This is a genomic window from Micromonospora sp. GCM10011541 (genome assembly GCF_042650725.1).
Classification (GTDB): Bacteria; Actinomycetota; Actinomycetes; order Mycobacteriales; family Micromonosporaceae; genus Micromonospora; species Micromonospora sicca.
Genome location: NZ_JBHSBP010000026.1, coordinates 180,556 through 194,688, shown reverse-complemented (window position 1 = coordinate 194,688; position 14,133 = coordinate 180,556). Strand labels below are relative to the sequence as shown.

Here is a 14,133-nt window from a genome sequence, read left to right as displayed (position 1 = left end):
CGCGGCTTTCATGCCTTTCGTCGGGGCGCAATCTGCAAGATCGCGGGGGCTCAGCGGGCGGGCCGGGCGAGGAGGGTTCGGACGCCGGCCAGGTAGGTGTGGCGGTCGGGGGCGCCGGTCAGGATGCGTTGCATGAAGTAGCCGGGGACCAGGGCGAACAGGGCTGCGCCGACCGCCTCCGGGTCGGCGTCGGCGGGCACCTCGCCGACCTGCTGGGCCCGCCGGACCAGCGCGGCGAAGTGCCGGCGGAAGCCGGCGTAGGTGGCCTTCACGAACTCGGCGAGGGCCGGGTCGCGCTGCGTCTCGCTCCATACCTGGATGGCCAGCGGGAGCACGCCGTCGGGCCCGGTCTGGGTGTCGACGTACGACAGCGCGCGGTCCAGCGCCTCCACCAGCGGCAGCGGCGGTTCGACCGCGACCAACTCGGCGAAGACCTCGTCCGCCCCGCCGATCACGGACTGGGCGATCGACGTGATCAGGTCGTTCTTGCTGGGGAAGTAGCGGTAGACGGCGCCGACGGAGAGCCCGGCCTCGGCGATCACGTCCTGCATCGAGGTGTTGTGGAAGCCGTCGCGCAGGAAGCAGCGCCGGGCCGCGTCGAGGATCTGCTGGCGGCGGGCGGCGAGGTGTTCGTCCGATACGCGTGGCACGAGCAAAGTGTAAAGCGAACGTTCGTTCTTGACGGCGGGGCGATAGAAGGGGCAGTCTGCCATTAAAGAGAACGAGCGTTCGTTTTAGGAGTTGACATGGAAGCCGTCCGTACCCGGTCGCCCTGGTTGCTGGCCGTCCTGCTCGCCGCCCTGGCGGTGGTGGCGCAGGCCCTGCTCGTACCCCTCTTCGCGGCGCCGCAGGCCCACCTGGCGCCGCGCGACCTGCCGGTCGCCGTCGCCGGGCCGGCGGCCGCGACCGCCGAACTGGCCGGCCGGCTCGCCGCCGCCCGCCCCGGCGCGTTCCACGTCACCACGCTGCCGGACGCGGCGGCGGCCGACCGGGCGCTGCGCGATCGCCAGGTGTACGCGGCCTTCGTCGCCGGGCCGGACGGGATCGCCCTGCACACCGCCCCGGCGGCCAGCCCCACGGTCGCCGCGCTGCTCACCGAGGCCTCGGCCCAGCTCTCCGCCGGCCGGCCGGTGCCCGTGGTCCCGGTCGTCCCGGCCGACCCGGACGACCCACGCGGCGCCGGGTTCGCCGCCGGCTTCCTGCCCCTCGCGCTGACCAGCATGCTCGCCGGGGCCCTGCTCACCTTCCTGGTCACCCGCCGGGGCGCCCGGTTGGTCGGGCTGCTCTGCTACGGCGTCCTCGCCGGCCTGGCCGGGGCCGCCGTGCTGCACGGCTGGCTCGGCCTGGTCGACGGCTCCTGGTGGCGGGAGGCGGGGGCGATCGGCCTCTTCGCGCTGGCCGCCGCCGGCATCGTGGCCGGCCTCGGCGCGCTGCTCGGCGCGCCCGGCACCGGGCTCGGCGCGCTGTTGGTCTTCCTGGTCGGCAACCCGCTCTCCGCGGTCGGCGCGGCACCCGAGCTGCTGCCCCAGCCGTGGGGCACGGTGGGGCAGTTCCTGCCGGTCGGGGCCGGCGGGACGCTACTCCGCTCGGCGGCCTTCTTCGACGGGGCGGGCATCGGCCGCTCCCTCGCGGTGCTGGCCGGCTATGCGCTGCTCGGTGTCGCCCTGGTGGCGGTCGGTCGGCACCGGTCGGTCCGGGCGGCCCGCGGGACGGTGCCGGGCCGGCGGCCGGCCGAGGTCACGGTATGAGCTCGGCTCGGCGGGCCGCCTACTACAAACCGTCGTTGATAGGGGAGGATGGCCGCCGTGGAAGCTCTTCGGCTGGTACTTCTCTACGTCCATCTGATCGGGTTCGCGCTGTTGCTCGGCGGCTCGATCGCCCAGTACGCCAGCGGCCGGCTGCGGATCAACGCGGCCATGCTGTGGGGCTCGGTGATCGGTCTGCTGACCGGCCTGGGCCTCGCCGCCCCGTTGCGGGACGGCGACGAGCCGGCACCCGCCAAACTTGTTACCAAGTTGGTGCTCGCGCTGCTGATCTTTGTCATGGTCTTCTTCTCCCGTAAGCGGGAGTCGGTCAACCGTGGCCATTTTCTCGCGATCATCGGCTTGACCCTGGTCAACGCGGCGGTGGCGGTCTTCTGGCGGTAGCGTCGGCAGCAGCGGAAAGGCCACGGAAAACGGACGTTCGCGACACCCGCCGCGGCACGGTAGCGGCACGAATGGTGATCTGCCCCACGCCCGGGTTACGTAGGGATAACAGGCACTCAACGTTCGTGCACGATTGTCGGCCGGTGGGTGGGCGCGGGCGTACGCTCCCGTCCGTAACGTGGGACGCCGGCGGCAAGCGCAGGCCGGCTCAAGGGCTGCCACCGCTGGAAATGCGGTGTGCAATGGGAAGGAGACGTCTTGCGCTCTGTGCGTGGGATGCGGATCGCCTCCGCCTTCGTGGCGGGTGGGCTCGTGCTGGGCGCCGCCGCGTGTGGTGAGGCCCCCAAGGACGACAACAACGCCGGTGGCAACGGCGCCAAGAAGTACAGCGCCTGCATGGTGACCGACATCGGCGGCATCGACGACAAGTCCTTCAACACCTCGGCGTGGAAGGGCCTGCAGGAGGCCAAGAAGGCCAACGACAACATCGACATCAAGTACGTCGCGTCGAAGGCCGAGGCGGACTACGAGGTCAACCTGACCGGGTTCGTCAACCAGAAGTGCGACTTCATCCTGGCCGTCGGCGGCCTGATGTCGGACGCCACCAAGAAGGCCGCGACCGCGAACCCGAACCAGCAGTTCGGCATCGTCGACTCCAACCCGGGCGTGGACAACGTCTACCCGATGCAGTTCGACACCGCGCAGGCCGGGTTCCAGGCCGGCTACCTGGCCGCCGGGATGAGCAAGACCGGCAAGGTCGGCGCCTACGGTGGTCTGCCGATCCCGCCGGTGACCATCTTCATGGACGGCTTCGCCGACGGCGTGGCCCACTACAACAAGGCCAAGGGCAAGAACGTCCAGGTCCTGGGCTGGGACAAGGCGACCCAGAAGGGCTCCTTCACCAACTCGTTCACCAAGCAGGACGAGGGCAAGAAGGTCTCCGACGCGCTGGTCGCCCAGGGCGCGGACATCATCATGCCGGTCGCCGGCGGAGCCGGCCTCGGCACCACCGACGCGGCCCAGAAGTCAGGCGGCAAGTACTCGGTCGTCTGGGTCGACGTCGACGGCTGCGAGAGCACCCCGAACTGCGCGGCGCTGCTGACCACCGTGGTCAAGAACATCCCGGACGCCGTGAAGGAGGCCGTGCTCAAGGCCGCCGGTGGCGAGAAGCTCCAGGCCAAGCCGGGCTTCGTGGGCACCCTGGCCAACAACGGCGTCTCCATCGCGCCGTACCACGACTTCGACAGCAAGGTCCCCGCGGACCTCAAGGCCGAGGTCGACAAGATCAAGGCGGACATCGCCGCCGGCACCATCACGGTCACCTCGAAGGCCCAGCCGACCAAGTGACCCGGCCGCCGGCCGCCGCGGTGAGATCATCGGCAGCGGAGGCCGGCGGGCACCAGGTATGACGATCCGGCCGCCTCGGCGTACGCGGGGACACCCGCGCCGCCGGGGCGGCCGATCCGCACCACCCGGTACCGGGCCGGCTCGGCGCCCGGTGGCAGCGGCTACGCTGCACCATCGCTCGCACTCCAGGAGGTTGCGCTGAGACTCGAACTGCGCGGCATCACCAAGCGGTTCGGTGATCTGGTCGCCAACGACCACATCGACCTGACGGTGGAGCCTGGAGAGATCCACGCCCTGCTCGGCGAGAACGGCGCCGGCAAGTCGACCCTGATGAACGTCCTCTACGGGCTCTACCAGCCCGACGAGGGCGAGATCCTGGTCGACGGGAAGCCGCTTAAGCTGAAGGGCCCGTCGGACGCCATCGCGGCCGGGATCGGCATGGTGCACCAGCACTTCATGCTGGTGCCGGTCTTCACCGTGGCCGAGAACGTCATGCTCGGCGCCGAGCAGGTCAAGGGCGGCATCGCCGGTTTCCTGGATCGCCGGCGCGCCCGGCGCGAGGTCGCCGAGGTCTCCGAGCGGTACAACCTCCGGGTCGACCCGGACGCGGTGATCGAGGACCTGCCGGTCGGCATCCAGCAGCGGGTGGAGATCGTCAAGGCGCTCACCCGCGACGTCGACCTGCTGATCCTGGACGAGCCGACCGCGGTGCTCACCCCGCAGGAGACCGAGGAACTGCTCACGGTCATGCGGTCGCTCAAAGTCGGCGGCAAGTCGATCGTCTTCATCACCCACAAGCTGGGCGAGGTGAAGGCCATCGCCGACCGGATCACCGTCATCCGGCGCGGAAAGACCGTCGGCACCGCCTCGCCGACCGCCAGCCGGGACGAGCTGGCCGCGCTGATGGTCGGCCGCAGCGTCCGGCTGACCGTGGAGAAGCAGCCCGCCAACCCCGGCAGGCCGATCCTGGAGGTCGCCGGCCTGGTCGTCGACGACGACCGGCAGATCCGCGCGGTCGACGGCGTCGACCTGACCGTGCACGCCGGCGAGGTCCTCGGCGTCGCGGGCGTCCAGGGCAACGGCCAGACCGAGCTGATCGAGGCGATCATGGGCCTGCGGCCGGTGCTCGCCGGCACGGTGACCCTCGACGGCGAGGCCGTGCACGGCTGGCCGACCAAGAAGGTGCTCCGCGCCGGGGTCGGCTACGTGCCGGAGGACCGGAGCGTCGACGGACTGGTCAAGGAGTTCTCCGTCGCGGAGAACCTGGTGCTGGACATCTACGACCGGCCGCCGTTCGGCAAGGGCCTGTCGCTGAAGCCGGACGCCATCGCGAAGTCGGCCAAGGAGCGGATCGAGCAGTTCGACGTGCGTACCCCCTCGGCGGACGCCGCGGTGGGCACCCTCTCCGGCGGCAACCAGCAGAAGGTGATCGTGGCCCGGGAGCTGTCCCGGCCGCTGAAGCTCTTCATCGCCGCCCAGCCGACCCGGGGCGTGGACGTCGGCTCGATCGAGTTCATCCACAGCCGGGTGATCCGTGAGCGGGACATCGGCACCGCGGTCATGGTCGTCTCCAGCGAGCTGGACGAGGTGATCGGCCTCGCCGACCGGATCGCGGTGATGTACCGGGGCCGGATCATCGGCATCGTCGGCCCGGACACCCCGCGCGAGGAGATCGGCCTGCTGATGGCCGGCATCACCCCGGAGACGACCGACGCCGCGGCGGCCCCGGCCCCCGAGGGCCCTGGTAACGAGGACGAGGCATGACCAACCCGAACCCGGTGTCGGGCTCCCCGGACAAGGAGCCGGCGACCGAGTCGCAGGCGGCGCAGAACGCGGTCGGCAACACCGACCGCGCGGCGACGACCGCCACCGCCCCGAAGCGGCCCGAGGGGCAGCCCCGCCCCTCGCTGGGCCGGCTGTTCCTGGACAACCTCTGGGCCGCCAACACCGTCACCGTCACCGTGCTCGCGGTGGTCCTGGCGATGCTCGTCGGCGCGGTGCTGATCATCGTCTCCGACCCGGAGGTGCTGGCCACCTACAGCTACATCACCGCCCGGCCGGCCGACGCGATCAGCTCCAGCTGGACGGTGGTCAGCGAGGCGTACGCGAACCTGTTCAAGGGCGCGATCTTCGACCCGCAGGCGTCCGGCTTCACCGCTTCGCTCAGCCCGATCTCGGAGACGCTCACCTACACCGCGCCGCTGGTCTTCACCGGCCTCGCGGTTGCCCTCGCCTTCCGCGGCGGCCTGTTCAACATCGGTGCCCAGGGCCAGGCGACCATCGGCGTCATCCTCGCCGCGGTCGCCGGTTTCGCGCTGCCGCTGCCGCCGGTGCTGCACCTGCTCGTCGCGCTGATCGCCGGCGCGGCCGGCGGCGCGATCTGGGGCTTCGTCCCGGGCATCCTCAAGGCGCGCACCGGCGCCCACGAGGTGATCACCACGATCATGCTCAACTACGTCGCGGTCTACTTCCTCGCCTGGATCATCATCCAGCCCGGGGTGCACAGCCCGACCCGCGCCGACGCGATCAGCAAGCCGGTCGAGTCCTCCGCCCAGCTGCCCCGGCTGCTCGGCAGCGACCTGCGGGTGCATTCCGGCATCCTGCTGGCCGTATTGGCCACCTGGTTCACCGCCTGGCTGCTCAACCGCTCGACGGTCGGTTTCGAGCTGCGCGCGGTCGGCGAGAACCCGGACGCCGCCCGGACCGCCGGCATCAGTGTCACGAAGGCGTACGTGCTGGTCATGGTGATCTCCGGCGCGCTCGCCGGCCTCGGCGGCTCGAACATGGTGCTCGGCTCGACCGCGAACGCACTCACCCCGGAGGTGGTCGCGCAGATCGGCTTCGACGGCATCCTGGTCGCGCTGCTCGGGCGGTTGAAGCCGTGGGGCGTGCTGCTCGCCGCGCTGCTTTTCGGCGCGCTGCAGGCCGGCGGCAACCGGATGCAGTCGTACTCGGGGATCTCGCTGGAGTTGGTCACCGTGCTCCAGGCGCTGATCGTCATCTTCGTCGCCGCGCCGGCCCTGGTAAAGGCGATCTTCCAGCTGCGGGCCGCCCGCGCGGCCCGGTTGCAGACGAGCCTGGCGAAGGGCTGGTAAGGCAATGTCGACCATCGCTGTCCCCGACGTCGCCGTCACCGTCGACGTGGGCTTCTGGACGCGCAACCGCAAGGTCGGCGCCGTTCTGCTGGCGCTGGGCGTGCTCGCCGCCGTGCTCTTCGGCGCGCTCGCCACCGGCCAGCAGGCGCGGTTCACCCTCAGCGAGACCGAGGGCGGTGCCGCCCTGGAGATCACCGGCACTTTCGGCGCCATCCTGTTCGGACTCGTCGCCGCCGCGGCCGGCGGCGCCCTGCTGGCCGGGGTGCCGAAGCGCTGGTTCACCCTCGTGCTCGGCGTCGGGCTGGTCGCCTTCGTGCTGAGCTTCCTGTGCTGGCAGGTCTCCGCCGCCCCCGAGGGGCGCAACTTCATGCCGCTGGTCAATATCGTCCGGGGTACGTTCATCCTGGCCCTGCCGCTGATCTTCGGTGCGTTGTCCGGCGTGCTCTGCGAGCGGACCGGCGTGGTCAACGTGGCGATTGAGGGTCAGCTGCTGATGGGGGCGTTCAGCGGGGCGCTCTTCGGCAGCATCTACCAGAACGTATGGGTCGGCCTGCTGGCCGCGGCGGTCGGCGGCGCGCTCATCTCGCTGCTGCTCGCCGTCTTCGCGATCCGCTACCTGGTCGACCAGGTCATCATGGGCACCGTGCTCAACCTGTTCGCGGTCGGGGTCACCGGCTTCCTCTACGAGCGGCTGATGCAGATCAACGCGGAGAAGTACAACAGCGCCCCCCGGTTCGGCAACTGGGAGATCCCGCTGCTGAAGGACATCCCGCTGATCGGCCCGGCGCTGTTCCGCGGCAACATCTTCCTCTACCTCGGCCTGCTGCTGGTGCTGGTCATCCACCTGGCGCTGTTCCGGACCCGGTGGGGGCTGCGGACCCGGTCGGTCGGTGAGCACCCGACCGCCGCGGACACCCTGGGGGTGCGGGTGCTGCGCCTGCGCTACCGCAACGTGATCATGGCCGGGCTGGTCGCCGGCGTCGGCGGCGCCTCGTACACCCTGGCGTTCTACTCGTTCACCAAGAACATGATCGGCGGTAAGGGCTTCATCGCCCTGGCGGCGCTGATCTTCGGCCGGTGGAGCCCGACCGGCGCGCTGCTCGCGGCGCTCTTCTTCGGCTTCGCCGACCAGCTCGCCACCTACCTCGGCGCGATCGGCAGCAGCATCCCCAGCCAGTTCCTGGCGATGCTGCCGTACCTGGCGACGATCCTGGCGGTGGCCGGGCTGGTCGGCCGGGTGCGGGCGCCGGCCGCGGACGGCAAGCCGTACATCAAGGGCTGAGCCCCTGATCGATCCGTGCCCGGCGGGGGATTCCCGGCCGGGCACAGTCGTTCCGAGTGTCGACTGACACAGGGGTACCCCTTCCCGCGTTCGACCAGGGTGACTTGGGCAGAATGGTGGGATGACCGAGATCGACTGGGAGCGGCTGCGGGCCGCGGCCACCGAGGCGATGCGGCACGCGTACGCGCCGTACTCGAAGTTCCCCGTGGGGGCGGCCGCCCTGGTCGACGACGGCCGGGTGGTGGTCGGCTGCAACGTGGAGAACGCCGCGTACGGCGTCACCCTCTGCGCCGAGTGCGGGGTGGTCTCCTCGCTGCACGCCACCGGCGGTGGCCGGCTGGTCGCGATGTCCTGCGTCGACGCCACCGGTGAGCCGCTGATGCCGTGCGGCCGGTGCCGGCAGCTGCTCTGGGAGCACGGCGGCCCGGAGTGCCTGGTCGAGACGAAGGGCCGGCCGCTGCGGATGGCCGAGCTGCTGCCGCACGCCTTCGACGTGGAGGACCTGGAGGCCGTGGTCGGCGAGACGCCGGTGCCGGTGGTGCCGGAGCGGCTGGCCGCCTGGCGGGGGCGCGGCACGGTCTTCGTCCACCCGGACCTCTCCGCCGGCCAGCAGGTCTGGACGGCGTACTGGGAGCGGTCCGCCGGGGACACCGAGGGCGCCGAGACCGGTGTGCTGGAGGAGGGCCCGACCTGGGAGGACCCGGCGGAGGCGGTCACCTGGGGGCTGGCCCGTACGCCCCGCGTGGTGGTGGTCGATGCGTCGGGCGCGATCTTCTGGGCTGGAGAGGGCGAACCGCCGCTGGAGATACCGATCCGCTGGGGCGGTTGAGGTTGGGGGATTGGGCCCACCGTGCCCGGCTCCGGGCGGTCAGGCTTGATCCCTCCGCCGGACACGGTGGACCCAATCCCTCGGTGGTAGCGGGCCGCGGGTCGGTATCCGCCATGACAACGAGGGAAGATCATCTAGTGAGTGCTTTTGCGGCGGTTGATGTTATTCGGGTGAAGCGGGACGGGGGTGTGCTGAGCGACGGCCAGATCGACTGGGTGGTCGACGCGTACACCAAGGGGCTGGTGGCCGACGAGCAGATGTCCGCGCTGGCCATGGCGATCCTGCTGCGCGGCATGAGCGCGCCGGAGATCGCCCGGTGGACCGCCGCGATGATCGCCAGCGGGGAACGGCTGGACCTGTCGTCGGTGTCCCGGCCGACCGTGGACAAGCACTCCACCGGCGGCGTCGGCGACAAGATCACCCTGCCGCTCACCCCGCTCGTCGCCGCCTGCGGCGGCGCGGTGCCGCAGCTCTCCGGGCGCGGGCTGGGCCACACCGGCGGCACCCTGGACAAGCTGGAGTCGATCCCCGGCTGGCGGGCCGCGCTGACCAACGACGAGTTCATCGCCCAGCTCCGCGACGTCGGCGCGGCGATCTGCGCGGCCGGCCCGGGGCTGGCCCCGGCGGACCGCAAGCTGTACGCGCTGCGCGATGTCACCGGCACCGTCGAGGCGATCCCGCTGATCGCCAGCTCCATCATGAGCAAGAAGATCGCCGAGGGCACCGGCGCGCTGGTGCTCGACGTGAAGGTCGGCTCGGGCGCGTTCATGAAGTCCGTGGACGACGCCCGCGAGCTGGCCCGGACCATGGTCGAGCTGGGCGGCGCGCACGGCGTGCGGACGGTCGCGCTGCTCACCGACATGTCCACCCCGCTCGGCCTGACCATCGGCAACGCGGTCGAGGTGACCGAGTCGGTCGAGGTGCTGGCCGGCGGCGGCCCGGCGGACGTGGTGGAGCTGACCCTGGCGCTGGCCCGGGAGATGCTGGCCGCGGCCGGCCTGCCGGACGCAGATCCGGAGGCGGCGCTGCGCGACGGCCGGGCGATGGACGTCTGGCGGGCGATGATCCGGGCGCAGGGCGGCGACCCGGACGCGCCGATGCCCACCGCCAACGAGGTCGAGGTGGTCCGCGCCGCCGAGGACGGCTTCGTCGCCTCCGTCGACGCGTACGCCATCGGGGTGGCCGCGTGGCGGCTCGGCGCCGGGCGGGCCCGCAAGGAGGACCCGGTGAGCATTCCGGCCGGGGTGGTGCTGCACAAGCGCCCCGGCGACCCGGTACGCGCCGGAGACCCCCTCTACGAGTTGCGTGCCGAGCACGCGGAGCGGATCCCGGCGGCGCTCGCCGAGGCGGCGCGGGCGGTCCGGATCGCGCCGGAGGCGCCGGCGGTGTCGCCGCTGGTCATCGAGCGCATCGGCTGATCAACTCCGGTCGGCGGTGCCGTGGTGCCGGCCCCCTGGAGCCGCTATTCTCCCTGCCCAGGGGGGACAGACCGGCGATGAGCCGATGCGAGCAGACAGGGACCTGAGCCGTGCGCGTACCCGCCCCCGATCCCCGGGCCGTCCGTGAGGCGAGCCTCGACGAGCTGTCCCGGTTGGGTCTGCCACTTCCGCCGACCCAGTTCCCGCTGGTGTGGGAGCCGGGCGACGAGATCGAGCTGCGCCCCACCGTCGAGATCGAGGCCCGGATCGCGGTGCTGCACCTGATCCTGGCCCGGTGCTTCGGGATGCCCCCGCAGGCGGCGATGAGCTGGCTGCTCGCCTCGCACCTGGTGGAGCAGGTGACGCCGCCGGAGTGGCAGTTCGTGATGGGCGGCAAGGGTGACCACCGGTCGTTCGTGCTGCACCACGACGCGCTGTTCTCGCTGTCCTGGGTGCTCGGGCTGACCAAGGAGCTCGACCCGACGGTGCCGGTGGACGAGCGGCTGGTGGAGCGGATGCCGCACGTCGCCGGCGGGGAGACCTTCGCCCAGTGGCGGTCCCGGATCCTGGCCGCGCCGCAGCACCCCGCCGACGCGGCCGCCCTGCTCGACCTGCACTACTGCCTGGACTGGGCGTACCTGGAGACGGAGCGGGCCGGCCGGATGCTGCCGGGGCTGGTCGACGCGAACGCGATCGGGCAGCGACGGTGGGCGTTGGAGTGGGCGGTGGTCCTCCGCGGCCCGTACCACGACGAGCCGCCCGGCTGGGAAGAGGTCGACCTCTCCACCTGACCGGGGTCAGCGCGGCCGGTATACGCCCAGCCGGACGGAGAGCGTCACCGGAACCGGCTCCGGCAGGCCGGCGATCCGCTCGGCGAGCCGGGTCGGGTCGGTGTGCCAGGCGCTCGGGCCCATCCCGACCAGGGTGGCCACCTCTGTGCGGGTGAGCCCGAGCCGGGCCCGGTGCAGCTCGGTCGGCTCCTCGGTGAAGTGCCCGGCCAGGCTGCCGGCGACCCGGTCCGCCTTGGCCGGGTCCACCCTGAGCAGGCCCAGGGCCTCGACGAGCTCGACCAGGTGGTCCTCGGCCGGGGTGACCACCAGCAGCGCGCCCGCCGGGTCGAGCACCCGGTGGAACTCGGCGCCGTTGCGCGGGGCGAAGACGTTCAGCAGCACGGCGGTGGAGGCGTCGGCCAGCGGCAGCCGCTGCCAGGTGTCGGCGAGCGCCGCGGCCGCGCGCGGGTGGGCCCGGGCCGCCCGGCGCAGCGCCGGCTTGGAGACGTCCAGGGCCAGACCGGCGGCGTTCGGCAGCGCCGCCAGCGCCGCCGCGAGGTACCGGCCGGTGCCCGCACCGGCATCCACCACCAGGGGGTACGCCCCGACGTCCGGCCCCGGGAGGTCGGCCGGCAGTTCCTCGTCCGCCCGCTTTGCGCTGCACCCGCCCACGCGGCGCTCGTCGCCAATCGCCGGCGCGTCGGTGGGTGCGGAGCGGGCGGTCGGCGCGCCGTGGGCGGCGCCGATCCGGTCGACCACGTGGGCGGCGGTGGCGGCGAGGGCGGCGGCGACGGTGTCGTAGTGGCCGGCGGCGAGGAAGTCGGCGCGGGCGGCGACCATCTCGGCGCTGTCCCCGGCGTGCGGGGCGCGACCGGCGAGCAGGTTGACGTACCCCTGGCGGGCGATGTCGAAGCTGTGCCGGCGCGGGCAGCGCAGCGCGCGGGCGGTGCCCGCGGTGACCTCCGCCAGCGGGTCGCCGCAGACCGGGCAGCGCAGCCGGTCGAGGATGCGGGGGTCCACGTCAGACCTCCGGACCGGCGGATGTCGGAGCGACCCGGCGGGGCGGATCGCCAGCCGGCCCGATCGGCGCGGTGAGGTGGTCCACCACCCGGTGGGTCAGCGCGCCGAGCGCCTCGACCTCCTCGGGGGTGAGCAGGTCGATCAGGTGCCGGCGGACGGCCGCCACGTGCCCTGGGGCGGCGGCCTCGATGGCCTGCCGCCCGGCCGGGGTGAGGGCGACGATCGAGCCGCGACCGTCGGACGCGCACTCCTCCCGGGTGACCAGCCCGCGCTGCTGCATCCGGGTCAGGTGATGGGAGAGCCGGCTGCGGGACCAGAGCATCCGGTCGGCCAGTTCGCTGAGGCGCAGCCGCTGGTCGGGCGTCTCGGAGAGGTCGGACAGGACGTCGTAGTCCGGCTCGGAGAGCCCGGCGTCCTGGGCCAGCTCGCGGGCCAGTTCCAGGTCGAGCAGGCGGCGCATCCGGCGGTAGCCGCGCCAGGCCCGCTCCTCCCGCTCGTCCAGCCATCGTGGGGCCTCCATGCCGACGATCCTAACCCAGTTGTTGACATGTCACTGAAACCGCCCTACGGTCGGTGACATGTCAACCAGATTGCCCGTACGGCTGGTCCGCCTCCTGCTCGGCCTGGCCCTCTTCGGCGCCAGCGTGGCGCTGATGGTCCGCGCGGACCTCGGGCTGTCGTCCTGGGACGTCCTGCACCAGGGCCTGGCCGACCGGACCGGCCTGCCGCTGGGCTTGGTGGTCAACGGCGTGGCGCTGGTGGTGCTGCTGCTCTGGCTGCCGCTGCGGCAGCGGCCCGGCGTGGGCACCGTGGCCAACGTCGCGCTGGTCGGGGTGGCACTCGACGCGGTGCTGGCGGTGCTCCCGCCGGTGCACGCGCTCCCCGTCCGGGTCGGCCTGCTGCTCCTCGGCGTCCTGCTCAACGGGGTCGCCACCGCCCTCTACCTCGGCGCCCGGCTCGGCCCCGGCCCGCGCGACGGGCTGATGACCGGCCTGGCCGCCCGCGGCCTGCCGATCGGTCGTGTCCGCACCGTGATCGAGCTGGGCGTGCTCGCCGCCGGGTGGCTGCTCGGCGGCACGGTCGGCGTCGGCACCCTGCTCTATGCGCTGAGCATCGGACCGCTCGCCCAGTTCCTCATCCCCCGACTCGCCGTGCCGGCCCCCGGCCGGCCCGCCCCGACAGGAGTGACCCCGCCATGCCCCGCCTCAACGTGATCGTCGCCAGCACCCGCCCCGGCCGGGTGGGCCGGCGGATCGGTGACTGGTTCACCGCCGCCGCCCTCCGGCACGGCGGTTTCGACGACGTACGCCTGGTCGACCTCGCCGAGGTCGGGCTGCCCTTCCACGACGAGCCGCACCACCCGTCCGAGGGGAACTACCTGCACCGGCACACCCGCGAGTGGAGCGAGACGACCGCCGCGGCGGACGCCTTCGTCCTGGTGATGCCGGAGTACAACTACGGCTTCAGCGCCCCGCTCAAGAACGCGATCGACTACCTCTACCACGAGTGGCGGCACAAGCCGGTCGGCTTCGTCAGCTACGGCATGACCTCAGGCGGCCTGCGCGCGGTGCAGATGATCAAGCAGGTGGTCACCACGCTGAACATGGTGCCGGTCAACGAGGCGGTGGCCGTCTTCCTGCGGCAGGCGCTGGACTCCGGCGGCGAGCTGCGGCCCGACCCCGGGCGCGACGACGCGGCCGAGCTGATGCTCGACCAACTCGCCCGACTGACCGTCGCCCTGGCGCCGCTGCGGGTGGCGGCGTGAGTGCCCGGCTGTGGGAGCTGTTCGGCGAGCGGGGGCGCGGAGTGCTGGTCACCCTGCGCCGGGACGGCCGGCCGCAGCTGTCCAACGTCGACTACCTCGCCGAGCCGGGGCTGATCCGCTGCTCCACCACCGGTGACCGGGCGAAGATCCGCAACCTGCGCCGCGACCCCCGGGCCAGCTTCCACGTGACCACCGCCGACGGCGGGGCGTACGCGGTGGCCGAGGGGACGGTGACGCTCACCCCGCCGGCCGCGGCCGCCGACGACGCGACGGTCGAGGAACTGGTGGAGGTCTACCGGCGGATCCGGGGTGAGCACCCCGACTGGCCGGAGTACCGCGCGGCCATGGTGGCCGACGGTCGCCTGGTGGTCCGCCTCGCGGTCGAGCGGGTGTACGGCTGGCGCCCCTGACCTGCCCGGCCCCGGTCCCGTCCCGTCCCGCGGCCGCCGGTGACTAATGT

Annotated in this window: 15 protein-coding genes; 12 read left to right on the top strand and 3 right to left on the bottom strand. The window is 72.5% G+C overall.

Annotation, left to right across the window (positions count from 1 at the left end; all coding sequences use genetic code 11):
- Positions 1-50 precede the first annotated feature (50 nt).
- Positions 51-650: a TetR/AcrR family transcriptional regulator gene (locus ACFOYX_RS11660; RefSeq protein ID WP_322439668.1), complete on the bottom strand. Its 600-nt coding sequence runs from the start codon at positions 648-650 to the stop codon at positions 51-53.
- A 96-nt stretch (positions 651-746) separates the two neighbouring features.
- On the opposite strand from ACFOYX_RS11660, the gene ACFOYX_RS11655 reads away from it, so the two are divergent.
- The 9 genes from ACFOYX_RS11655 (at position 747) to ACFOYX_RS11615 (ending at position 10,909) form a co-directional block, all read left to right on the top strand.
- Positions 747-1,748, top strand: a complete 1,002-nt coding sequence (locus tag ACFOYX_RS11655; protein WP_322439667.1) for a hypothetical protein — start codon at positions 747-749, stop codon at positions 1,746-1,748.
- Positions 1,749-1,805: 57 nt separating this feature from the next.
- Positions 1,806-2,147 carry a hypothetical protein gene (locus ACFOYX_RS11650; RefSeq protein WP_109805204.1) on the top strand — a complete coding sequence of 114 codons (342 nt, stop codon included), beginning with the start codon at positions 1,806-1,808 and terminating at the stop codon, positions 2,145-2,147.
- A gap of 276 nt (positions 2,148-2,423) precedes the next feature.
- Positions 2,424-3,494, top strand: a complete 1,071-nt coding sequence (locus tag ACFOYX_RS11645; RefSeq protein ID WP_109805195.1) for a BMP family protein — start codon at positions 2,424-2,426, stop codon at positions 3,492-3,494.
- A 198-nt stretch (positions 3,495-3,692) separates the two neighbouring features.
- Positions 3,693-5,258, top strand: a complete 1,566-nt coding sequence (locus ACFOYX_RS11640) for an ABC transporter ATP-binding protein (RefSeq protein ID WP_322439760.1) — start codon at positions 3,693-3,695, stop codon at positions 5,256-5,258.
- Positions 5,255-6,589, top strand: coding sequence for an ABC transporter permease (locus ACFOYX_RS11635; RefSeq protein WP_109805197.1), 1,335 nt, complete (start codon positions 5,255-5,257; stop codon positions 6,587-6,589). The genes ACFOYX_RS11640 and ACFOYX_RS11635 overlap by 4 nt, the downstream gene beginning before the upstream one ends.
- A gap of 4 nt (positions 6,590-6,593) precedes the next feature.
- Positions 6,594-7,871 carry an ABC transporter permease gene (locus tag ACFOYX_RS11630; RefSeq protein ID WP_322439666.1) on the top strand — a complete coding sequence of 426 codons (1,278 nt, stop codon included), beginning with the start codon at positions 6,594-6,596 and terminating at the stop codon, positions 7,869-7,871.
- Between the two features lie 121 nt (positions 7,872-7,992).
- Positions 7,993-8,700, top strand: coding sequence for a cytidine deaminase (locus ACFOYX_RS11625; protein ID WP_322439665.1), 708 nt, complete (start codon positions 7,993-7,995; stop codon positions 8,698-8,700).
- Positions 8,701-8,837: 137 nt separating this feature from the next.
- Entirely contained in the window at positions 8,838-10,118 is a 1,281-nt protein-coding gene (locus ACFOYX_RS11620) for a thymidine phosphorylase (RefSeq protein ID WP_322439664.1), read from the top strand.
- Positions 10,119-10,228: 110 nt separating this feature from the next.
- A complete protein-coding gene (locus ACFOYX_RS11615) occupies positions 10,229-10,909 on the top strand; it encodes a DUF4272 domain-containing protein (RefSeq protein ID WP_109805201.1) in 681 nt (226 codons plus the stop codon).
- A 6-nt stretch (positions 10,910-10,915) separates the two neighbouring features.
- On the opposite strand, the gene ACFOYX_RS11610 is transcribed toward ACFOYX_RS11615, so the two are convergent.
- A complete protein-coding gene (locus ACFOYX_RS11610) occupies positions 10,916-11,908 on the bottom strand; it encodes a putative RNA methyltransferase (RefSeq protein WP_322439663.1) in 993 nt (330 codons plus the stop codon).
- 1 nt (position 11,909) lies between these two features.
- The gene (locus ACFOYX_RS11605) at positions 11,910-12,428 is read right to left on the bottom strand and encodes a MarR family transcriptional regulator (protein ID WP_322439662.1); all 519 of its coding nucleotides are present in this window, start codon (positions 12,426-12,428) and stop codon (positions 11,910-11,912) included.
- 58 nt (positions 12,429-12,486) lie between these two features.
- Between ACFOYX_RS11605 and ACFOYX_RS11600 the strand changes: the two genes are divergently transcribed.
- The 3 genes from ACFOYX_RS11600 to ACFOYX_RS11590 are packed head-to-tail and all read left to right on the top strand — an operon-like array spanning position 12,487 to position 14,083.
- Positions 12,487-13,122: a hypothetical protein gene (locus tag ACFOYX_RS11600; RefSeq protein ID WP_322439661.1), complete on the top strand. Its 636-nt coding sequence runs from the start codon at positions 12,487-12,489 to the stop codon at positions 13,120-13,122.
- Positions 13,104-13,673 carry an NAD(P)H-dependent oxidoreductase gene (locus tag ACFOYX_RS11595; RefSeq protein WP_322439660.1) on the top strand — a complete coding sequence of 190 codons (570 nt, stop codon included), beginning with the start codon at positions 13,104-13,106 and terminating at the stop codon, positions 13,671-13,673. The genes ACFOYX_RS11600 and ACFOYX_RS11595 overlap by 19 nt, the downstream gene beginning before the upstream one ends.
- Entirely contained in the window at positions 13,670-14,083 is a 414-nt protein-coding gene (locus ACFOYX_RS11590) for a PPOX class F420-dependent oxidoreductase (RefSeq protein ID WP_322439659.1), read from the top strand. Before ACFOYX_RS11595 ends, ACFOYX_RS11590 begins: the two co-directional genes overlap by 4 nt.
- Positions 14,084-14,133 lie beyond the last annotated feature (50 nt).